Here is a 21,331-nt window from a genome sequence, read left to right on the forward strand (position 1 = left end):
ATTCCGAGAGTCATTTGAGCAGTAAACCATCCTCTGGTCCGTCCAAGACCCGCAGCAGCACCAGCCGCGTGCGGAAAACGTCCACTCCCCGCACGAAGACACCCCGCACCGGGACAGAAACCGGGACGGAACAGCCAGCGGACGATACTGTGCAGGATGACACCACCACTGCCGCCCGCAAGCCAGCCACACGACGCCGCAGCACGACAGCCGGTACTAGGAAGAAAGCCACGACTCCAGCCGCCACGGTTGCTGATGAGACAGCCCCGGCTGCTGAGGCTGCGGAGCCTGCCGAGAAACCCAAGCGCACGACGCGCCGCCGCAGCGTGAAACCCACGCCAGAAGATGCTCCCTCCCCAGATGAGGCGACAGAAAGCAGCGCCTCCACTCCGGCAAAGAAAACGGTAAAGCGCACCCGCCGCAAGGCTGCCACTGCTGAGGAAGCATCTGCCCCGGCAGACCCCACAGCAGATACCGGGAGTGAGGAAGCTCCCCCCGCACGCAAACGCAGGGCGACTACCCGCACCAGAAAAACAGCCGAAACAGAAACTGCCAAAGCCGACGTCCCGGAAAAAAAACCGGCAACGCCTCGCACACGCCGCAAAAAGACGGCCGAAGCCACACCGGCCACGGAAACCGTGGACGACCACGAAGAGTCGGCTACCCCTCCAACACGCCGCCCTTCCACCCGTCGGAAAGCTGCTGAAGAAACGGTCGAAACCACGGCAGGCAGCGCCGCACCAGCCGGAACGGAAGACAAGGCATCCGCCACACCAGCCAAGCCTCGCCGGAAAAGAGCGAAGAAGGCTGAAGCAGAAACGGCTGAGCCGCAGGCAGAAAAACCAGCTGAGGAAACACCCACCGAGACCGGCTCGGAAAGCCGTATCCTCTTCAGCGATCTTGGTCTTTCCGAACCGATCCTCCGGGCCGTGGAGGAAATGGGCTATACTCATCCCACGCCCATCCAGGCACAGGCCGTGCCAGAGATTCTGACCGGGCGTGACGTCCTTGGCGTGGCGCAGACTGGCACCGGCAAGACGGCCTCCTTCACCCTGCCGATGCTGGAGAAGCTCTCCAAATCCCGAGCCCGGGCCAGGATGCCCCGTTCGCTCATTCTGGAACCCACCCGTGAGCTTGCCCTCCAGGTTGCCGAGAACTTCAAGCAGTACGGGGCGCATCTGCGCCTCACCCACGCTCTGCTGATCGGTGGCGGCAAGATGAACGAGCAAAAGGAACTGCTCAACCGTGGCGTGGACGTCCTCATCGCCACCCCGGGGCGGCTGCTCGACATGTTCGAACGGGGCGGACTGCTGATGACGCAGACTGACCTTCTCGTCATTGATGAGGCCGACCGTATGCTGGACATGGGCTTCATTCCCGATATTGAGCGCATCGTGAGCCTGCTGCCCAGACGGCGCCAGACCCTTTTCTTCTCCGCCACCATGGCTCCAGAGATCCGCCGTCTGGCCGACAATTTCCTGAACAGTCCCAAGGAAATCACCGTCGCCCGCCAGTCCTCCGTTGCCAGCACCATTACCGAGGGCCTGCTGGTCGTGGAGAAGAAGGACAAGAGCCGTGCCCTCTGCGCCCTGCTGCGGCAGGATGACGTGCAGAACGCCATCATCTTCTGCAACCGCAAGCGTGACGTGGACACACTGGAACGCCATCTGACACGGCAGAAATTCTCTGTCGGCCACCTGCATGGCGACCTGACGCAGGACCTGCGTTTCGAAACCCTTGAGCGCTTCCGCACAGGTGATCTCCAGATTCTCGTCTGCTCCGACGTGGCAGCCCGTGGCATTGACATTGGCGGGCTGTCCCATGTCTTCAACTATGACCTGCCTTTCAATGCGGAAGATTACGTCCACCGTATTGGCCGCACGGGCCGTGCCGGCAAGGAAGGCAAGGCCTACAGTCTGGCCACACCTGATGAGCAGAAGCTGCTCGAGGCCGTCGAGAGCCTGACAGGCAAGACGATCGAGCCGCTGACTGTAAAAGGCTTCCGCCATCTTGAATGGCGTGGAGAGGAGGATGCCTCCCCTGCCTCCGCCAAGGATGAGAGCAAGGGTCAGCAGCGGAATGGCAGAAACAGGAAAACTGCCGAACCGAAGCAGGAAGACCGTCCGGCCCGCAAGAAGCAGCCGGAGCGTGATCCTCTGCCGGAAGCCCGCAAGCATGACCACAAGCGGTCCGGCCGAGCCGAACTGCTGCCGCCCGTACCGGAAAAGAACGGGATGCAGGATGGCTTTGGCGAGAATGTACCTGCTTTCATGAAGGTCAGCTTCCTGCCGGAACCACGTGATCCGTCCGACTCATGATGGAAACGTCCACGCAGATTCACGCCACTGTCGAACAGCTCGGCCGTTCGGGAGACGGGATGGTGCGCCATGAGGGGCGGGCCTGGTACATTCCCGGAACCCTGCCGGGCGAGCAACTGCATCTGCGATTCCATGACGGCGAAGCGGAACTTCTGGAGCGGGAAAGCACATCCCCCCATCGGGTAGAAGCGCCCTGCTCCCTGTCCGACCTCTGCGGCGGCTGTGCCCTCCAGCACATGGACCAGACCGCCCTGCTGGAGTGGAAAAAGGATCAGGTCCAGCGTGCCCTGAACAGAAGCGGCTTTACGGACCTGCCAGAACCTGCCCTGTACCAGACGCCCCCTCACAGCCGCCAGCGGCTGGACGTAGCCCTGCAAAGGGTACCGGGGGGCATCATTCTCGGGCTGCATCAACGGGGTGGTGACCCGGTGGACATGACGGAATGTCCCCTCATCCGCCCGGAACTGCTGAAGCTGCTTCCTCCACTCCGTGAGTGCCTCTCCTCCCTTGGTGCCCTGACAGGGCGTGGCAATCTGGCCATCAACCTTCTGGACAGCGGCCCGGACCTGACGCTGGAGACACCCGCTCCCCTGAGTGGTTCTGACAGGGAAAAACTGGCCGCTTTTGCACGAGACCATGGGATTCCACGCATCACATGGCGTCCGGCTCCCGGCAGGGTGATGGAAACGGCTGCACAGACGGGGCCGGTCTTCCATCATTTTGGCGGTGTCAGGGTCTCACCCCCACCAGCCAGTTTTCTTCAGGCCAGTCAGGAAGGTGAGCAGGCCATCCGTGAAGCCGTTCTTGCCGGTCTGCCGCCGCTGAACCGGAAGGACCGGATCATCGAGCTGTATGCTGGATGCGGAACCCTGACCTTCCCGCTGGCCCAGCACGGTTTCGTGCAGGCCTATGAGGGCGACAGGGCGGCTATCGCCTCCCTCCGTGCCGCTACCCACGGCAGCCGTGCAGAAGGCTCCGAGCGGGACCTGAATCGCCAGCCCCTCCTGCCGCCTGAACTGAATCAGGCCCGTGTTGTCGTGCTGGACCCGCCCTATGCTGGCTCAGGCAAGCAACTGGCCTCCCTTCTGCGCTCCAAAGTGCAGGATGTGGTCTATGTCAGCTGCAATCCAGCTGCGCTGGAAAAAGAACTCCCCGCCCTGAAGCAGGCCGGTTTTGCCGTGCTGTCATGGAGCGTGATCGACCAGTTTCTCTGGTCCACGGATGTCGAGACCGTGCTGGTTCTTTCCAGAGATCCGAAACGCATCCGCAAAGCCGAAAAAAAGCGGAAGGGATAACCTCCCTCCCGCTTCATCACGTCGCGCCTGCTTCCACCATCAGACGTGGAAACTCTCCCCGCAGCCACAGCGGCCCTTCTCATTGGGGTTGGTGAAGGTGAATCCTGATTCCAGCTCCTTCACCTCATAATCCATGACCGTGCCGATCAGGAAGAGCGTCGCCTTGCTGTCCACCAGCAGGGTCAGCCCATGATCCTCGATCCGCTCATCCCCTTTCTGGACTTCCGGCACGAAATTCATCTCGTAAGACATGCCGGAACAGCCACGCTTGCCCACGCTGATGCGCAGGAACTTTCCCTTCTCGGCTCCCTCATACAGGGTCTTCAGGCGGGCGGCGGCCCGGTCTGTCATGGTCATCAGGGGTGGCAGGCTGCGTTTGGGGGCAGTATCTGTCATGAGGGTACCCTCCCGATCTTCAGTTTCCAGCGTGTTCATTCAGGATCAGAACATGTTCAGGGCAAGACGGGCATTGTCGCTCATCCGGCTCATGTCCCACGGCGGATCCCAGACCACCTTGACGGTCACTTCCCGCACGGTCGGAACGGACAGCACGGCATAGCGCACCATCTGGGGCAGCTCCTGCGCACTCGGGCAGTTCGGGGCCGTGAGGGACATTTCAATATCCACACGCCCGTCATCATGCAGGTCGATGGCGTAAATCAGCCCCAGCTCGTAGACGTTGACCGGAATCTCCGGGTCAAAGACGGTCTCGATGGCGGCGATGACCTCATCCTGCTGTGGCGGCGCGTCCACGGGGGGAGGAACAAGCTCCTCCTGCCCCGCATAGGCCTGCTCCCGTGTCGGAACAGACGGCCCGGCGGGAACGTTCTCTTCCACAGCGGAAGAAACCGCCTCATCTCTGCTCTTCAGCTCGTCTGTTTCTGTCATGACATCCTCACGCAAGTAAGGCACGCGCACGCTCAATGCCGTGGGCCAGAGCGTCTATCTCGTCACGTGTCGTATAAATGGCAAAACTGGCTCTGGCGGTTGCCTGCACGCCCAGCTCCTGCATCAGCGGTTCAGCACAATGCTGCCCGGCCCGGATGGCAATGCCCTGCTGATCCAGCAGCACGGCAAGATCATGCGGGTGTGCCCCCTCCACCTGAAGTGAGAAGACACCGCCCCGCTCCACCGGGTTTCCCATGATGCTCACACCATCCGTCTTTTCAAGCACCTTCTGGGCATAAGAGACCAGATCACGCTCATGTGCTTCGATCGCCTCTGCCCCCAGCTCCTCCACGAAACGGATGGCGGCTCCCAGACCCAGCACTTCCAGAATGGCGGGCGTGCCAGCCTCGAATTTGTGCGGCGCATCGGCCCAGCTTGCCTTCTCGAACGAGACGGAGCGGATCATGTCCCCTCCACCCAGAAAAGGCGGCATCTCCTCCAGCAGGGGCAGCCTGCCCCAGAGGATGCCGACACCCGTAGGCCCATAAAGCTTGTGGCCGGTAAAGACGAAGAAATCCGCCCCCAGAGCCTGCACGTCCACCCTGCGGTGGACGATGGACTGGGAGCCATCCACGATGACTTTCGCCCCGTGCCTGTGGGCCAGCTCCGCCAGCTTTTTCACGGGCGTGATGGTCCCCAGCACGTTGGACATGTGCGTGACGGAAACCAGCGCAACACGGCCATCACCCAGCAGCTCTTCATAAGCGGCAAGATCGATGTCCCCATCCGCATTGATGGGGGCCACACGCAGCTCGATGCCCAGCCTGTCCCGCAGCATGAGCCACGGCACGATGTTGGCATGGTGCTCCAGAGCGGAGATCAGCACGGCCTGACCGGGCCTAAGCTGGCTGCCCAGCGAATGGGCCAGCAGATTGAGGCCCTCCGTGCTGTTCTTGGTAAACACGATCTCCCGCCGGTCCGCCGCATTGAGGAACCGGGCCACATCATCACGCACGGCTTCATAAGCCTGCGTGGTCCGTTCGCTCATGTCATACAGACCACGATGGATATTGGCGTAACAGTGCCGTGCCGCTTCGCTCATCGCCTCGATGACACAGTCCGGCTTCTGGGCAGAGGCTGCGCTGTCCAGAAAGACCAGCGGACGGCCATGAGCCGTTTCGGACAGGATGGGGAAGCGGGCACGCACGTTATCAGACATGGCCGGGCAACGCTTTCAGCAGATAGTCCCGCAGGCTTTCATGCTCCACCAGTTCCACCGTTTCCAGAAGGAAGGCCTGAACCAGCATGTCACGGGCCTGCTCCTCCTGAACCCCACGGGAGCGGAGATAGAAAAGCTGGTCTTCATCCAGCGCACCGACGGTCGCACCGTGGCTGCACTTGACGTCATCAGCGTAAATCTCAAGCTCCGGCTTGCTGTTCATCTGTGCCTTTTCGGACAGGAGCAGGGCCTGGTTCATCTGGTAGCCATCAGTCTTCTGGGCGATCCGGTCCACCAGAATCTTCCCCTGGAAGACACCCTGTCCGTTTTCCGACAGCACGCTCCGCACCGTCTGGCGGGACGTGCAGTCCGGTGACGCATGATGGATCATGGAAGACAGGTCATTCAGCCGGGCACCATCGACAAGCTGGATCGCATTGACGTTCGTGTTGCTGAACGGGCCAGACAGCTGGGTGACGACTTCCTGACGGGCCAGCACGCCCCCCTGATTGAGCGTGAAGCTGTCATAATTGCCACGCTCACCCACACGGGCCCCGACAATGGCCAGACGGGCGGCCTCATGGCTTTCAGCCTGCTGCGTGATGTGGCTGAGATGCGCCTTGTCCGCACAATGGACATCCACCTGCGGATTGGTCAGATACTGCCCCGTGCCAAGCTGGACATCCAGCAGGGTCAGCTGCGCCCCCTCATCCAGCGTGACACTGTGATGAAGATGGGTGGACACGCCATCCCCTTCCGTCAGGCTGACCATGACGATCAGCCCGGCATCCGTCCCGGCCGGAACATGAAGCCGTGCCCCCGGCTGACGGAGGGCCGCATTCAGACCGGCAGAGAAACGCCCCGCCAGCAGCGGCTGCACGGCAGAACCGTCACCATATTCCTGCACGTCCATGCAGTCTGGCAGGTGGGACAGCTCCTTGCAGAAACGGCCATTGGCAAAGACCAGCAGGCCATCATGCTCTGGCAGGTTCAGGGCTTCCACACGCTGCTTCACGGTGGCGGCTTCAAGGGCTGGAGCCTCCTGCCAGGCAATCCCGTTCAGGGACTGGAGCGGCGTGTAATGCCATGCCTCCACCCGACGTGTTGGCAGCCCTTCCGCTCCCAGCAGGGCTGCACGCTCTCCGGCACGCCCCGTCAGGGCCTGCCAGGCTGCTGCACTGTTCTCACTCACGCTGCCGCCTCAAGAAACTGTTTGTAGCCCTGTTTTTCCAGCAGTGTTGCCACTTCCGGGCCGCCACTATGGATGATGCGTCCGTGCGCCATGACATGCACACGGTCCGGCACGATATATTCCAGCAGACGCTGGTGATGGGTAATCACCAGTGATGAGAAGTCCGGCCCACGCAGGGAGTTCACACCCTCCGCCACGATACGCAGCGCATCGATGTCCAGCCCGCTGTCCGTCTCGTCCAGAATGGCCAGAGAAGGCTTGAGCAGGCGCATCTGGAGCACCTCGTTGCGCTTCTTCTCACCACCGGAGAAGCCGACATTCACGGCCCGCTTGAGCATCTCGCCGGACATGGAAAGGCGGCTGGTTTCCTCCCGTGCCAGCTTGAGGAAGGACACGGCATCCAGCTCCTCCTCACCACGGGCCTTGCGCACGGCGTTTACTGCCGTCCGCAGGAAGTTGGCGTTGTTGACACCGGGCAGTTCCACCGGGGACTGGAAGGCCAGAAACACACCCAGTGCCGCACGTTCTTCCGGCTCCAGCTCCAGCAGGTCCTGCCCCTTGAAATGGGCGGAACCACCCGTCACCTCGTAATCCTCACGCCCCGCCAGAACATAGGAGAGCGTGGACTTGCCAGAGCCGTTCGGCCCCATGATGGCGTGAACCTCTCCCTTGGGGATCGTGAGGTCCAGACCCTTCAGAATTTCCTTGGGGGTGCCGTCAGCATCGATCTGGGCCTTCAGCCCCTCAATCTTCAGAAAATCACTCATAGCTCAACCAACGCTCCCTTCCAGGCTGATCTGAAGCAGCTTCTGTGCTTCCACAGCAAATTCCATCGGAAGTTCCTTGAGGACTTCCCGGCAGAAACCGTTCACGATCAGGCCAACGGCTTCTTCTTCTGAAAAACCACGGGACCGGCAGTAGAAGAGCTGGTCCTCGGAAATCTTGGATGTCGTCGCCTCATGCTCGATGCGCGCACTCATGTTGCGGCTCTCGATGTAAGGCACTGTATGGGCACCGCACTGGTCACCGATCAGCAGGCTGTCACACTGCGTGAAGTTCCGACCGTTGCGAGCCTTGGGCTGCATCCGGACAAGCCCACGATAGGTGCTGTCCGACTGTCCGGCGGATATGGTCTTCGCCACGATGGTGGACCGTGTATCCGGGGCGAGATGGATCATCTTCGTACCCGTATCGGCCTGCTGATGTCCGTTCGTCACCGCAACGGAATAGAACTCACCAACAGAACCCTTCCCCGCCAGAATGCAGGACGGATACTTCCACGTGATGGCAGAGCCGGTTTCGACCTGTGTCCATGAGATGCGGGCACGATCACCTTTGCAGATGCCCCGCTTGGTCACGAAGTTGTAGATGCCGCCCTTGCCGTTCTCATCCCCCGGGTACCAGTTCTGCACCGTGGAATATTTGATGAAGGCATCTTCCATCGCCACCAGCTCGACCACGGCGGCATGAAGCTGGTTCTCATCACGCTGCGGGGCCGTGCAGCCTTCCAGGTAGGAAACAGTGGCCTGGTCCTCGGCAATGATCAGCGTCCGCTCGAACTGCCCCGTATTGCGGGCATTGATGCGGAAATAGGTGGACAGCTCCATCGGGCAACGCACCCCCTTGGGCACGTACACGAAGGAACCATCGGTAAAGACGGCCGAGTTCAGGGCCGAGAAGAAATTGTCCGCCACTGGCACGACCGTGCCCAGGTATTTCTTCACCAGCTCGGGATGCTCGATGATGGCTTCGGAAATCGGGCAGAAAATCACCCCGGCCTCGGCCAGGGTCTTGCGGAAGGTCGTGGCCACGGACACGCTGTCAAACACCGCATCAACAGCAACGGGTGTCTTCTGCCCTGCCCCTTCCACGCCGGCCAGCATTTCCTGCTCATGCAGGGGGATGCCGAGCTTCTCATATGTCCTGAGCAGTTCGGGATCGACCTCATCAAGGCTCTTCGGGCCTGATTTCTTCTTCGGCTGGGCGAAGTAATGGGCGTCCTGATAGTCGATCGGCGGATGCTTGATCTTCGCCCAGTCCGGTTCGCTCATGTCCTGCCAGGCACGGAAGGCCTTCAGCCGCCAGTCCAGCATCCACTGCGGCTCTTTCTTGCGGGCAGAAATCAGCCGGACGATGTCCTCATTCAGCCCCTTCGGGGCGAGGTCCATCTCCACATTGGTCTCAAAGCCCCATTCGTAATTGGACTTTGCCAGTTTCTCGACCGCTTCACGGGTTTCTGACACAGCCGGCATGACATTCTCCCTGTTCCTCAGGCCTATGCATTGTCGCTTCCACCGATGTGGCAGAGGACGGATCGAATTTCAGATCGGGGTTGGCCATATCGGCCAGAGTGATGGTCTCCAGGGCCTGCCGGACCGCTGCATTGACCATATCCCACTGCCCTGACAGACCGCAGGTCTCACCATGTGCACATTCCTTGCCATCACAGCAGGCTGTCACGCAGATGGGACCATCCACCACGCTGATGACCCGGGCCACGGAGATGTCGGCCAGCTCCTCGGCCAAGCGATAGCCGCCCCGGGCACCACGGAAAGAGACAACCAGCCCACCTGCTGCCAGCCCTTTCAACAGTTTGGCAACTGTTGGCTCTGGCACCCCCGTCTCCTGCGCCAAAGACGCTGCCGTGGCCAGATCACCACGCACACCAAGACGCACGAGAACAACGGTCGCATAATCAGCCAGTTTGGACAGTCTCAGCACAATGAAAAACCTACATCCTATATCAATGATTCTCTATTTAAGACCCAACAGGTCCCCATTCAAGGGAGTGACCCATATTTTCCCGATGGTCAAGCCTTATGTGCCGCCAGGATAAAGCGTTTTTCATATTTTGTTAAAAAATACCCAATCACGGAACAAGACAGACAAGCAGCCCCTCCAGCACGGCACCTATCACAAAGCCGACGACAGTGCCATTGACACGAATATAGGCCAGATCTTTCCCGATACCAGCCTCCAGCCGGGCTGACAGGCTCTTGGCATCCCAGCGTCCGATAACACGGGCAATCATCCCCGCTACATTCTTCCGCATCTGCGGCAGGGATTTCACGATAGCCTGCCGGACCGCCCTGTCCAGCTGGCTGGCCAGGTCTGTCCTTTGCAGGAGCGTCCCCGTCAGCTGCTGGTAGGCAGTCCGCAGTGCCTGCGTACTCAACCCATCATCCCGCCGACTATCTTCCTCCACCATCAGGCAGAGCCGCCGCCACAAACCGCCACCCCATTCCTTCACACTCTCGTGTGCGAAAAAAGACGTGATGCTGCCCATGAGCTGACGGGCGCTCTCCGGGTCATCGTCCAGATCCTGGATTTTCCGTTTTACCCAGCGTGTAAACCCATGCCGGATATCGGAATCCATGGGGTCCACCCGGCCCAGCTCCGCCTTCAGGGCTGTCAGCACCTGCGTGGCCACCGAGGCCCCGATGGCCCAGCCAACCAGCCGCCCCCCCTGCTCACGCACCCGCCTCTCCACAAACCGGTGCAGGTCATCCTCCTTCGTGCTGACCAACTCCTTGAACTGCGCCAGAAAGAAAGAAAAGACTTCCTGATGGATATCCTCATCCACCATGGCTCTCAGGGCACGGATGACAAGTGCCGTAACGTCATCCCTTTTCATTAGGGTCGGAAAGAGGGTGACCAGAAAAGAGCCTCCCCGCCCATCTCCGATGCGCTCCAGCACCGCCGGGGCCAGACCACGAAGGTGACGCAGCAGAACCTCTTCCGTCTCCTTTTTCTGAAGAAGACGGGCCAAGGCCGCTGGCAGATCGGCACCTTCCAGCAGGCGCAGCATTTCTTCTTCTGTCAGGAAATGCTCAGCCATGAAACGGCCCAGCGCATCCCCCAGCTGGGCCTTCCTCTGTGGCAGGATGGCCGTATGCGGTATGGGAAGCCCAAGAGGATGCCGGAACAGGGCCGTAACGGCAAACCAGTCTGCAAGCCCCCCCACGACACCCGCCTGGCTGCCAGCCCGCAGCATTTCCAGCCAGAGTGAGGGGCCAAACAGCTTCTGCCAGACGCTCAGACGGCTGATGACAGCCAGCACGGACGTCCCCACCAGCAACAGGCCTGCCCAGAGAGAGGCCCCGTTTTTCCTCACCGGAAGAAACATGACGATGGACTGCCCTCCTGCATGACCGTTGGTTGCCGCCCTCCTGCCAACTTCAGGCAGGCCGAACAGAAAGCACTTCTTATTAACAAGACTTGGCGCTTTATCACAATTGAGCCTATACAGGAACGATCACGCCGGCGATGGAGCCACACCGTTCCCGGCCCATATGTGACCAAGACAAGCGAGACTGTTCCCCATGCCAGATTGCGCCTCCCAGACTGACGCATCGCCTGCTGAACTGATTGAATCCTGCACCACTGCGCTGACATACTCTCCGCATGATTTTTCCAACCTGATCATTTCCCTTGCGAAAAAGGCAGGTACGGAAAATGGTCTGGAAGCAATCGGTCAGACCGTACGTCTGTTACGGGACCGCAACTTCATGACCCGGGCCGACGCCCTGCGCCGGTATGTGGGGCTGGAGCATGACGGAGCCGAATGCCCGCCGGAGCCCCGGCTGCGCAAGGTCGCCGAGCAGCTTGTCGCACAGGCACGGACACCGGATGACCTCTCCGTCACCGGTTTTGCTGCTGTCTTCACCGCTCATCCCACCTTCGCTCTGGCCAATGATGTGTACGAACTTCTGGCCCGTCGGGCGGAGGATCCGTCCTGCCCTGTTCCCACCCTGCCGACGCATCGCCGCAGTGCGCCTCCAACACTGGATGAAGAACAGTCTCTTGCCCTGGCTGCCATCACCCGTGGGCGGGATGCGCTGGACAGCCTTACCATGGAGATCCTCCAGACAGCCCGTCGCCGCTGGCCTGAAGCCAACGAGATGACCCCTGCCCCTGTCCGGCTGGCCAGCTGGGTCGGGTTTGATACGGATGGCCGCAATGACATTGGCTGGTGGGACACCATCCGCATCCGTCTTGGCCTCAAGATTGCCCAGCTGGAACGTCTGCTTGAAGGACTGGAACAGATCGGACTGAAAGAAGGTGTGCTGAGTCGGCGTGTGGCCGAAGCCCTTGCCGCCACGCAAAAGCAGCGTGACATCTGCCCCCGCTCTGTCCCCGGCCAGACCATGAAACCGGAAGACATCGCCCGCTTCGCCCATGTCCTCATCGACCTGCGGGAAACGGCCCTGCTCAATGCTGATGAGCTACGCCCTCTCTTCCGTGAGGAGGCAGCCCGGCTGGATGGTGAAAAAGCCCATCGGCTGGATGTCATGCGTACGGGGTTCCTCAATCACGGGCTTGGACTGTCCCACATCCATACCCGCCTCAATGCAGCCCAGATTTACAACGTGGCCCGTACAAGGCTGGGCCTGACAGATGATCCGACCCTGCCTTTCCATCGTCGGGCGCTTCTCTCCCATATTGATGCCGCCATGGATGACCTCAAGCCGCTGGCCATCGATTTCGGGGCCCTGCTGGTAGAGCCCAGTGCCGCCTCACGCCTGATGATGACGATGGCGCAAATCCTCAAACATGTGGATTCCGGCTCCCCCATCCGCTTCCTGATTGCCGAGACGGAAAGCGGCTACACCCTGCTGGCCACGCTATGGCTGGCCCGGCTCTTTGGCATCCGTGATGACCAGATCGAGATTTCCCCACTCTTCGAAACGGAAACGGCTCTGGAGAACGGTGCCGAGATTCTGGAGGAAGCCTTCCGCTCACCACACTGGCGGGCCTATCTCCGGGCCAATGGGCGCCTGTCCCTCCAGTTCGGTTATTCGGATTCCGGGCGTTATGTCGGCCAGCTGGCGGCCGGCCCCATGGTGGAACGCCTGCGCCTGCGGACACTGGAGCTGATGAAAGAACATGGGCTGGAAGACATCGCCCTGACCATGTTCGATACCCATGGTGAAAGCATTGGCCGCGGTGCCCATCCTTTCAGCCTGAAAGAGCGTCTGGAATATTTCTCTCCGGCCAACACAAGGCAGGCGCTGCACAAGGCGGGCATTACAAGCCGGGTTGAAGCTGCGTTTCAGGGAGGGGACGGCTACCTCGCCTTCGGTACGGACAGGCTGGCGGCCTCCACCATTGCAACGCTGGCTGAATTCGTGGCAGCCCAGGGCGAGCCCATTGCGGCTGACAAGCTGAATGATCCACTTTTCAGCAAACCCGATTTCGCCATGGACTTCTTCTCCACCATCGCCCTGAAGATGGGTGACCTGGTGAACGACCCGGGCTATACCGCCCTCCTCAGCGCCTTCGGCCCGGCGCTGGTGGACAAGACCGGCTCCCGCCCCTCTGCACGTCAGTCCGATACAGCACGGGTAACACGCATAACCCATCCAAGCCAGATCCGGGCCATCCCCAACAATGCCATTCTCCAGCAGCTGGGCTGGTGGGCCAATGTCCTGCATGGTCTCGGCAGTGCTGCCCGCCGCCATACAGAGCAGTTTGAACGGTTGCGTCACAGCTCGCCCCGCTTCCGCCAGCTTATGGATTTTGCCTCCCAGGCTCTGAACCATTCAGACCTTGATGTCCTCCGGGCCACCATCCATCAGCTGGACCCCGGCACATGGCTGAACCGGGCTGCGGACTGCGACAATGCTGATGATCGGGTCCATTTCCTCAACATTGCCCGTGACCTTGAGGAGCTGGAATTCTGGAAGAGCGTCCCGGCCCTGTTCCGGCGCATCCAGAGGGAAGATATCGCCCTGCGCTCTGCATGGCCTGAAGCCCCTCGCATGGATGTGGATGAAAAGCTCCTGCACGTCATCCGCTTTGCTCTGATGGACCGCATCTGGACCCTGGGAACACACATCCCCTATTTCGGTCCCCGTGGTACTCTGACACGGGAAGCCATCACGACACTCATCCTGTGTCTTGATGTGCCACGGGCTCTCCGCCTGCTGGATGACCTCTTCCCCATCACGGCCCCCAGCATTGCCGATCTCGATTTCGGTGAACCGGGTGGCGCTGCTGTGGCACAGGGCTTTGCCCGTGAGCATCGGGAGATATTCCAGCCACTGCAAAACGCCTTCGACCTGCTCCGGGAGGTCGGCGTGGCCATCATGCACGCCAATCACTGCTTCGGCTGACATTCCTCCATCAGGCGAAACACGACCATGAAAAAGGGCCTCCTTCCCAGTGGAAAGAGGCCCTTTTTCTATCCTCACAGACTTGCAAAACGGAGACGATCCACACTCTTCCCACGTTCCTCTCCATCCATTCTGGAGACGTTCAGTCTTCTGTCCAGATACCTTCCCTCGTACGGCGCAGCGCTATACCAGGGACAAAATCAGGTCGCCATATTTTGGGCACCCCCACTTTCTGGGACAGGTAAATCCCCGTATGCCCTGAGCAGAGATAGGCGATGAAACAGCCCGTGGCGTAATAGACAATGTTCGTCCCACCAAACAGCTCCACCCCCATGACCGTACAGGCCAGAGGCGTATTGACGGCTCCACCGAACACGGCCACCATCCCCACACCGGCCAGAAGATCACCAGGCACACCGAGCACCGGTGCAAGGGCATTTCCCAGTCCAGCTCCTACAAAGAACAGAGGCGTAACCTCTCCTCCCTTGTAGCCTGTGGCAAGAGCCAGGACTGTGAAAACCAGCTTCAGCAGCCAGCTCCACTCATAATGGGTCGTGCTGAAAAAGTTGACGATGGACGCTCCGCCCGCCTCCGGTGCCACGACACCAAGGCCCAGATAATCCCGTGTTCCCAGCAGCCAGACCAGCAGAATGGTCACGACACCGCCAATGGCTGGCTGCAACCAGGGTGTCGGACAGATTTTCTTGATGACCGGACCAAGCCTGTACACACCCTCTGCAAAGGCACGGCTGGCAAACCCGAAAGCCACAGCCGCCACAGCAACCTTTACCCACAGCAGGGCATCAACATGGAAAGGCGTCTGCCCTGGGGCTGCCAATCCCCTGAATGTAACGGGATAGACCGCATGATGTATCCCCCATTGATGGCATGTCCAGTCCGCAATGATGGACGTAACAGCCACAGGCAGCAGGGCAGAATAATCCAACGTACCAAGGGTCAGGACTTCCAGGCCAAAGACCGCCCCCGTGATGGGCGTGCCATACACGGCGCCAAGGCCGGAGGCTACACCAGCTGTCAGCAGAATGCTCGTGTTGCGGCTGTCCAGCCGGAACAGTCGGGCAAAACTGCTGGCCAGACTTCCACCCATCTGCACGGCAGTGCCTTCACGCCCCACGGATGCCCCAAAAAGGTGACTGACCACTGTCCCGATGAACACAAGCGGGGCCATGCGCAGCGGTACCCCTTCCGAAGGTTTGTGGATTTCATCAAGGATGAGATTATTACCGCCTCCTGCACGACCGCCCCACCAGTAATAGGACAGGGCCACGGCCACACCGGCGACAGGCAATCCATAGAGAATGTCAGGATGGTCAAACCGGTATTGCGTCACCCATTCCAGCATCCAGAGGAAAAGAGCGCAAAAACTGCCCACCACAACTGCCAGCGGTACCAGTACACAGAACCACTGAAACAGACGGGACAAAAAAGAAACGCTTTTCTGGAAAAACAACATGACAAATTCCCCCTAACGCACCCTCACCGATCACTGCGAGGGATTCTGTTGGCAGGAATCATCAGCCTTCCCCGGCAACCGGGTGGCGGTTCGGCCCACAAGGAACCCGGTGGCAATCCATCACCGTTCCCTCTCAAAAACACGATCCCATAATACCTGTCAAGCAGACGCAAAAAGAAAACCCCCCGCCAGCACGCTGGCGGAGGGCCTCCCTCACAGAACAGTCAGCAGGGAACGTATCAGCTACGCTCTGCGATGATCTCATCCTGCACGTTACGAGGCACCGGCTCGTAGTGGTGGAACTGCATGGTGAAGGACGCACGGCCCTTCGTGGCAGAACGCAGATGGGAAATGTACCCGAACATTTCCTTCAGCGGCACTTGGGAGCGGATCAGAACCGTGGAACCCGAGGTCTCCTGGTTCTGGATGATACCACGACGACGGTTGAGGTCACCCACCACGTCACCGACGTGATCGTTCGGCGTGGTGATCTCCACATCCATGATCGGCTCCAGAATGACCGGACCGGCCTTCTTCATACCTTCACGGAAGCAGGCCTTGGCAGCGATTTCGAAGGCCAGAGCCGAAGAGTCAACATCGTGGTACTTACCGTCTTCCAGAGTGAACTTGAAGCCCACCGTATCGAAGCCAGCCAGTACACCCGTCGTGGACTGCATGCGCACGCCCTTTTCGACAGCCGGGATATATTCCTTCGGCACGGCACCACCGACGATCTTGTTCTCGAACAGAATCTCCTCGGCACCCTTCTCCGTCAGCGGCTCGAAGGTGATCTTCACCTCAGCGAACTGACCGGAACCACCGGACTGCTTCTTGTGGGTGTAGGTCTCGGTGTGGGACTGGGTAATCGTCTCACGGTAAGCAACCTGCGGGGCACCGATGTTGGCATCAACGCCATATTCACGGCGCAGACGGTCCACGATGATGTCCAGATGCAGCTCACCCATACCGGAAAGAATGGTCTGACCCGTTTCCTGGTCTGTCCGCAGATGCAGGGACGGATCTTCGGCTGTCAGCTTCTGGAGAGCCAGCGTCATCTTCTCGACGGCGTCCTTGGTCTTCGGCTCGACAGAAATGTCGATCACCGGAACCGGGAACTGCATGCGCTCCAGAATGACCGGATCAGCTGCATCGGCCAGCGTGTCACCTGTCACGGTATCTTTCAGACCAACGAAGGCAGCAATGTCACCAGCACCAACAGACTTCACTTCCTGACGCTTGTCAGCGTGCATCTGGAACATGCGGCCAACGCGTTCCTTCGTGCCCTTGGTGGTATTCAATACGGTGTCACCCGTGTTCAGCACGCCACGATAGACACGGACGAAGGTCAGTGTACCGTACTTGTCGGAGATGATCTTGAAGGCCAGACCAGCAAATTTACCTTCCGGGTCCACCGGGATGATCGGCAGGAAGCTCTCGTCAACTTCCTTGTCTTCCGGCGGAGCAATACGGATGCCCTCGACCTCGTCCGGTGCTGGCAGATAATCAACCACGGCATCCAGAAGCGGCTGCACACCCTTGTTCTTGAAGGCCGTACCGCACAGCACAGGACGGAACTCACCAGCGATGGTGCCCTTCTTGATGCAGCGTTTCAGGGTTGCGACATCCACCTCACCCTTCTCGAAATACTCTTCCATGGCGGCGGTATCGACGCTCAGGGCGGTATCGAGCAGGTTCTGGCGGGCTTCCTCGGCACGCTCCTTCATGTCGGCCGGAATCTCTTCATAGTGGAACTTGGCGCCCAGCTCACCGCCTTCCCAGACGATGGCACGCATTTCCACCAGGTCCACCACACCGACCATGTTCTCTTCAGAGCCGATCGGCAGCTGAAGCGGGATGGCCACGATGTCCAGCTTCTCCTTCAGTGTGCTGAAGGCGTAGTCGAAGTCGGCACCGGTACGGTCCAGCTTGTTGATGAAGATGATGCGGGGCACGTTGTAGCGGTCAGCCAGACGCCAGTTGGTCTCGGACTGCGGCTGCACGCCAGCCACACCTTCAATCACGAAGATGGCGCCATCGAGCACACGGAGGGAACGGTTCACCTCGATGTTGAAGTCGATATGGCCAGGGGTGTCGATGATGTTGATGCGGTGGCCGTCCCACTCGCAGGTCACGGCAGCAGACGTGATGGTGATGCCGCGCTCACGCTCCTGCTCCATGTAGTCGGTTGTGGTGTTCCCGTCATGCACTTCACCGATACGATGGGACATACCGGTGTAATAGAGCATACGCTCTGTTGTTGTCGTCTTACCGGCATCAATGTGAGCGGTAATACCGATGTTGCGAATCTTTGAGAGAGCGGACTTCGCGCCCTGAACGCTGTCGTCGGTCACGGGAAACCTCCAAAATGCAAGGAAAGGTGCCACCGCCTGCGCCGGGGCACCCTCATCAGGCCCTGTATGAATACCAGAAAAACAGACTACCCCGGCAGAGCCACCCCGGAACAGCCGCCCGTCCTGCGGAGAGAACGGGCTTCAGTTGCCTGATCAGGCAGCTGACTGGGCAGCCTTGCGCTCCTGCACACGCAGGATGCGACGCTTGATGACCAGAGCTTCTGGCGTCAGTTTCCGGTTCGGTGTGCCCAGCAGGAAGGAATCAAGCCCGCCATTATGCTCGACCGTACGGATCCCCTTGGCGGAAAGGCGCATACGCACCGGAGCCTCGAGAATATCGGACAGGAGCGTGGCTTCCTGAAGGTTCGGCAGGAAACGGCGACGGGACTTGTTGTTGGCGTGGCTGACGTTATTGCCCGTCAGTACCCCTTTGCCCGTGACATGGCAACGGCGAGACATAGAACTTCCTCGATACTGTGATACGCAGGGCCGCAAGGCAGACCTGCATGTTCCGTAAATAAGGCGGGCTTATGACTTACTGACGCTGATACGTCAAGTCTTTCCTGCCTTTCATACCGACAGAAGCAGCCCGCTACCCCTCTACATCCGAATGACTTTCAACGGAACCCCTTCTTGCCTGCAATCTCCACATTCCTGCATAAATGCCACCTTTTTCCAACAGCTGGCGATGGGTTCCCTCTTCCACCACCTCTCCGTTCTCCATCACAAGGATATGGTCTGCCCTCTGTATCGTGGAGAGACGATGGGCGATCACGAGCGTTGTCCTGCCAGAGGAAAGGCTCTCCAGCTCTTTCTGGATGGCCTCTTCCGTCCGACTGTCCAGGGCACTGGTGGCTTCATCCAGCACAAGCAGACGGGGATTGCGCAGGATGACACGGGCAATCGCCATTCTCTGCCTCTCCCCGCCCGACAGCCGCACCCCCCGCTCACCGACCAGTGTATCGAACCCGTCCGGCAGACTGTCCACAAAAGGACCAAGCTGGGCCGCCTCGGCTGCCTGCCTGACCTCCGCCATGCTGGCCCCTGCCCGCCCGTAAGCAATATTCTCGGCAATCGTGGCATTGAAGAGTGAGGTCTCCTGCGCCACCACGCCGATCTGCCCCCGCAGGGCATCAAGCGACAGTGCCGGAAGTGGCACACCTTCCATTCGCACGGTTCCTTCCAGCGGGTCATACAGCCGGCTGACGAGCTTCGCCACTGTGGACTTTCCGGACCCGCTCCGCCCGACAATGGCGAGCATTTTCTCTGCCGCCAGCGTGAAACTGACATGACGCAGGATCAGCCGCTCCGGGTCATATCCGAAAGAAACATGCTGCATGTCCAGCGTCACGCCATGTGCCTGTCCGGCAGGCAGGGGGACAGGCGCTGGCGGAGACTGTATCTCTGGTACCAGCCCCATCAGCTCCAGATAGGCTTCCATGTCGACACGGGCATTGCGCCAGCCTGCACCGACATAATTCAACGCCCCGACCGAGGCATAAACACTCCGGAGATACGTGCCCATCAACACGAATTGTGCAACACCGAGTCGATGCGCATGAATATCCCGTATGGCCATCCCCAGCAATACAGCCGTGGCGAGGGCAATCAGACTGTTGCGAATGGCCTGGGAACCTCCAACAAGCCCCTGCAAACGGGCCTCGGCCGTGCGCAGCGCCTGCCAGGCCCCCTCCTGCCGTCTGCATTCATGGGCGGCATTGCCGAACATGCGGACAATGTCCGCATTGAGCAGACTGTCCACCAGATGCCGATGTGCATGGTTGTTCGCCTGATTGCGCTCCCGTCTGGCCTGCATCCGCCAGCGGGTAAACAGGAAAGAAACAGCGGAATAGAGGATCAGCGTGGCACACAGCAGCACCAGGTACCAGCCATCAAAAACGCGCAAGACGACCAGAAAAGTCAGGGCCAGCCCCAGAAGGTTCGGCATGACGTTGGAGAAGGTCATGTCAACGATCATGCTGGCAGCATCAGCGCCACGATCGATGATACGGGTCAGCGCACCTGTCTGCCGCTGCTGATGGAACCGGGCCCCCAGCTGATGGACATGCTCCAGCCCCAGCAGGCTGATCCGCTCCCGCAGGGCCGTCCTCACCGGCACCATGAGCAGGCTGCGCAACGGCCCGGCCAGAGCACCTGCCATGCGCAGGACCGTATAGGACGCCAGCAGGGCCATGACCGCCGCCATGACCGCTTCCTTCCCCGAAAGCCGGGCCACCATGTCGCTGAACAGCCAGGGTGTGGCAACGGCCGTCACACTCTCTACGACCAGCAGAACACAGGAACAGAAGAAGCGCAGAAACCAGCTCCTCAGGGAAGCCGGGCGAACCAGCCGCCAGAAAGCCCGCAAAGGCAGGTGTCCGATCTTTGTTGATGTCATAAAAACCTGATAGATGATCTGCTGCCATGTCTGGCATTGTTGCCGGGGGAGCTTTTACACGGTCCTCCCCATCCTGCCAGCCTTTGCCAATTGAATGATGCCCCAGAGACAGGCAGGCTCTCCGCTGCTGTCCGTCCTCCGTGCCATCATGAATGAACATCAGAGAGAACCCATGCTGTCCTCCGCTGCCGCTCCCTTTCTCCGCCATATTAAGCGGTGCCGCAATGTCACCCTCCCGGCGGGGCGCATCCCCCTGCTGCATGACGGCCTGTCCATCGGTCTGGTCGACCCTGCCTGCCTTGGCTGGCTGGCCGCTCCTGCCGAGATGGGCCTGCTGGAAATAGGGAACGGGCACATCACCCTGCCCGATGGACAGGGGCTGTCCCAGATAAGCCACATGCTGGCCGAGCAGGAACGCTATGTGCCCTTCCATGAATGGTTTGATGTCCGCTCACCTGATGGAACAATCATCGGGCAGATTGACCGGGCTCTGATCCCGGTTTTTGGTGTGGAAGCTTCTGGTGTCCACATGAATGGCCTTGTCCAGAAAAAAACGGGGCTGCACCTCTGGGTTGCCCGCCGCAGCCCACAGAAACGGCTGGACCCAGGCAAACTCGACCATCTGGTTGCCGGCGGGATGAGCAGCGGCCTCACCCCAGAGGAAACACTCGTCAAGGAAGCCGGAGAAGAAGCCTCCATCCCCACCGCCCTTGCCCGCCACGCCCGCCACGCCAGCACGCTCCATTACGCCATGACACGTCCGGAGGGGCTGCGACGCGACCGGCTTTACTGTTACGATCTCATGCTCCCGGAAGATTTCGTTCCCCAGGCCAATGATGGTGAAGTGGAATCCTTCCATCTCATGCCTGTCGAAAACGTCTTCCAGCTGGTCCGGGACACAGACGATTTCAAATTTAACGTTAATCTTGTCCTTCTGGACCTTTTCCTTCGACTTGGGATGTTCGATAAGCAGGATAGTCTGATTCTGGCAGAAACTTTACACGGGTGACCCCACATGACCACCCTTTCCAGACCAGCCCACTGATGTGGCTGCTTCATTCCATTCTGGCACGCTGACCGA

The 21,331-nt window shown here is 60.0% G+C and carries 16 protein-coding genes and 1 riboswitch; of the genes, 4 read left to right on the forward strand and 12 right to left on the reverse strand.

What is annotated here, in order from left to right; all coding sequences use genetic code 11:
* The first annotated feature begins 326 nt into the window (after positions 1–326).
* A complete protein-coding gene (locus DTI93_RS03605; RefSeq protein WP_249079746.1) occupies positions 327–2,318 on the forward strand; it encodes a DEAD/DEAH box helicase in 1,992 nt (663 codons plus the stop codon).
* Positions 2,315–3,613 (forward strand): class I SAM-dependent RNA methyltransferase, encoded by a 1,299-nt coding sequence (locus tag DTI93_RS03610; protein ID WP_249079669.1) that lies wholly within the window; start codon positions 2,315–2,317, stop codon positions 3,611–3,613. Before DTI93_RS03605 ends, DTI93_RS03610 begins: the two co-directional genes overlap by 4 nt.
* Positions 3,614–3,652: 39 nt before the next feature.
* Here DTI93_RS03610 and DTI93_RS03615 read toward each other — a convergent pair whose 3' ends face one another.
* The 8 genes from DTI93_RS03615 to DTI93_RS03650 form a co-directional block, all read right to left on the reverse strand.
* The gene (locus tag DTI93_RS03615) at positions 3,653–4,009 is read right to left on the reverse strand and encodes an iron-sulfur cluster assembly accessory protein (protein WP_043561127.1); all 357 of its coding nucleotides are present in this window, start codon (positions 4,007–4,009) and stop codon (positions 3,653–3,655) included.
* Between the two features lie 45 nt (positions 4,010–4,054).
* On the reverse strand, positions 4,055–4,501 hold the full coding sequence (locus tag DTI93_RS03620; protein WP_081563230.1) for an SUF system Fe-S cluster assembly protein: 447 nt from the start codon (positions 4,499–4,501) through the stop codon (positions 4,055–4,057).
* A 7-nt stretch (positions 4,502–4,508) separates the two neighbouring features.
* Complete coding sequence (locus DTI93_RS03625; protein ID WP_086441716.1) at positions 4,509–5,720, reverse strand: aminotransferase class V-fold PLP-dependent enzyme; 1,212 nt, start codon at positions 5,718–5,720, stop codon at positions 4,509–4,511.
* Positions 5,713–6,912 (reverse strand): Fe-S cluster assembly protein SufD, encoded by a 1,200-nt coding sequence (gene sufD, locus DTI93_RS03630; RefSeq protein WP_081563232.1) that lies wholly within the window; start codon positions 6,910–6,912, stop codon positions 5,713–5,715. Before sufD ends, DTI93_RS03625 begins: the two co-directional genes overlap by 8 nt.
* Entirely contained in the window at positions 6,909–7,679 is a 771-nt protein-coding gene (gene sufC / locus DTI93_RS03635) for a Fe-S cluster assembly ATPase SufC (RefSeq protein WP_043559896.1), read from the reverse strand. Before sufC ends, sufD begins: the two co-directional genes overlap by 4 nt.
* A 3-nt stretch (positions 7,680–7,682) precedes the next feature.
* Complete coding sequence (gene sufB, locus DTI93_RS03640; RefSeq protein WP_086441718.1) at positions 7,683–9,164, reverse strand: Fe-S cluster assembly protein SufB; 1,482 nt, start codon at positions 9,162–9,164, stop codon at positions 7,683–7,685.
* Positions 9,139–9,633, reverse strand: a complete 495-nt coding sequence (locus tag DTI93_RS03645; RefSeq protein WP_081563234.1) for an SUF system Fe-S cluster assembly regulator — start codon at positions 9,631–9,633, stop codon at positions 9,139–9,141. Before DTI93_RS03645 ends, sufB begins: the two co-directional genes overlap by 26 nt.
* A 148-nt stretch (positions 9,634–9,781) precedes the next feature.
* Positions 9,782–11,038 (reverse strand): DUF445 domain-containing protein, encoded by a 1,257-nt coding sequence (locus tag DTI93_RS03650; protein ID WP_081563235.1) that lies wholly within the window; start codon positions 11,036–11,038, stop codon positions 9,782–9,784.
* Between the two features lie 196 nt (positions 11,039–11,234).
* Between DTI93_RS03650 and DTI93_RS03655 the strand changes: the two genes are divergently transcribed.
* Complete coding sequence (locus DTI93_RS03655) at positions 11,235–14,027, forward strand: phosphoenolpyruvate carboxylase (protein ID WP_043559893.1); 2,793 nt, start codon at positions 11,235–11,237, stop codon at positions 14,025–14,027.
* A gap of 142 nt (positions 14,028–14,169) precedes the next feature.
* On the opposite strand, the gene DTI93_RS03660 is transcribed toward DTI93_RS03655, so the two are convergent.
* From DTI93_RS03660 to DTI93_RS03675, 4 genes are all read right to left on the reverse strand, one after another.
* Positions 14,170–15,501: a voltage-gated chloride channel family protein gene (locus DTI93_RS03660; protein WP_154981390.1), complete on the reverse strand. Its 1,332-nt coding sequence runs from the start codon at positions 15,499–15,501 to the stop codon at positions 14,170–14,172.
* 45 nt (positions 15,502–15,546) lie between these two features.
* A riboswitch (Fluoride riboswitch) is annotated at positions 15,547–15,635 on the reverse strand.
* A gap of 105 nt (positions 15,636–15,740) precedes the next feature.
* Positions 15,741–17,852: an elongation factor G gene (fusA, locus tag DTI93_RS03665; RefSeq protein WP_043559890.1), complete on the reverse strand. Its 2,112-nt coding sequence runs from the start codon at positions 17,850–17,852 to the stop codon at positions 15,741–15,743.
* Positions 17,853–18,005: 153 nt separating this feature from the next.
* Entirely contained in the window at positions 18,006–18,311 is a 306-nt protein-coding gene (gene rpmB / locus DTI93_RS03670; protein ID WP_043559888.1) for a 50S ribosomal protein L28, read from the reverse strand.
* Between the two features lie 133 nt (positions 18,312–18,444).
* Positions 18,445–20,250 (reverse strand): ABC transporter ATP-binding protein/permease, encoded by a 1,806-nt coding sequence (locus DTI93_RS03675; protein ID WP_249079670.1) that lies wholly within the window; start codon positions 20,248–20,250, stop codon positions 18,445–18,447.
* A gap of 172 nt (positions 20,251–20,422) precedes the next feature.
* Here DTI93_RS03675 and DTI93_RS03680 point away from each other — a divergent pair, with 172 nt between their 5' ends.
* Positions 20,423–21,259 (forward strand): NUDIX domain-containing protein, encoded by an 837-nt coding sequence (locus tag DTI93_RS03680; protein WP_249079672.1) that lies wholly within the window; start codon positions 20,423–20,425, stop codon positions 21,257–21,259.
* The last annotated feature ends 72 nt before the right edge of the window (positions 21,260–21,331 follow it).

Source organism: Parasaccharibacter sp. TMW 2.1884, assembly GCF_023337695.1.
Taxonomy (GTDB): domain Bacteria; phylum Pseudomonadota; class Alphaproteobacteria; order Acetobacterales; family Acetobacteraceae; genus Bombella; species Bombella apis.

Excerpts from the sequence above, each read along its gene's own strand:
- DTI93_RS03660 (WP_154981390.1), bottom strand. The coding sequence starts at position 15,501 with ATGTTGTTTTTCCAGAAAAGCGTTTCTTTTTTGTCCCGTCTGTTTCAG.
- DTI93_RS03650 (WP_081563235.1), bottom strand. The coding sequence starts at position 11,038 with ATGTTTCTTCCGGTGAGGAAAAACGGGGCCTCTCTCTGGGCAGGCCTG.
- DTI93_RS03620 (WP_081563230.1), bottom strand. The coding sequence starts at position 4,501 with ATGACAGAAACAGACGAGCTGAAGAGCAGAGATGAGGCGGTTTCTTCC.
- DTI93_RS03655 (WP_043559893.1), top strand. The coding sequence starts at position 11,235 with ATGCCAGATTGCGCCTCCCAGACTGACGCATCGCCTGCTGAACTGATT.
- DTI93_RS03615 (WP_043561127.1), bottom strand. The coding sequence starts at position 4,009 with ATGACAGATACTGCCCCCAAACGCAGCCTGCCACCCCTGATGACCATG.
- DTI93_RS03625 (WP_086441716.1), bottom strand. The coding sequence starts at position 5,720 with ATGTCTGATAACGTGCGTGCCCGCTTCCCCATCCTGTCCGAAACGGCT.
- DTI93_RS03610 (WP_249079669.1), top strand. The coding sequence starts at position 2,315 with ATGATGGAAACGTCCACGCAGATTCACGCCACTGTCGAACAGCTCGGC.
- rpmB (WP_043559888.1), bottom strand. The coding sequence starts at position 18,311 with ATGTCTCGCCGTTGCCATGTCACGGGCAAAGGGGTACTGACGGGCAAT.
- DTI93_RS03675 (WP_249079670.1), bottom strand. The coding sequence starts at position 20,250 with ATGACATCAACAAAGATCGGACACCTGCCTTTGCGGGCTTTCTGGCGG.
- sufB (WP_086441718.1), bottom strand. The coding sequence starts at position 9,164 with ATGCCGGCTGTGTCAGAAACCCGTGAAGCGGTCGAGAAACTGGCAAAG.
- DTI93_RS03680 (WP_249079672.1), top strand. The coding sequence starts at position 20,423 with ATGCTGTCCTCCGCTGCCGCTCCCTTTCTCCGCCATATTAAGCGGTGC.
- sufC (WP_043559896.1), bottom strand. The coding sequence starts at position 7,679 with ATGAGTGATTTTCTGAAGATTGAGGGGCTGAAGGCCCAGATCGATGCT.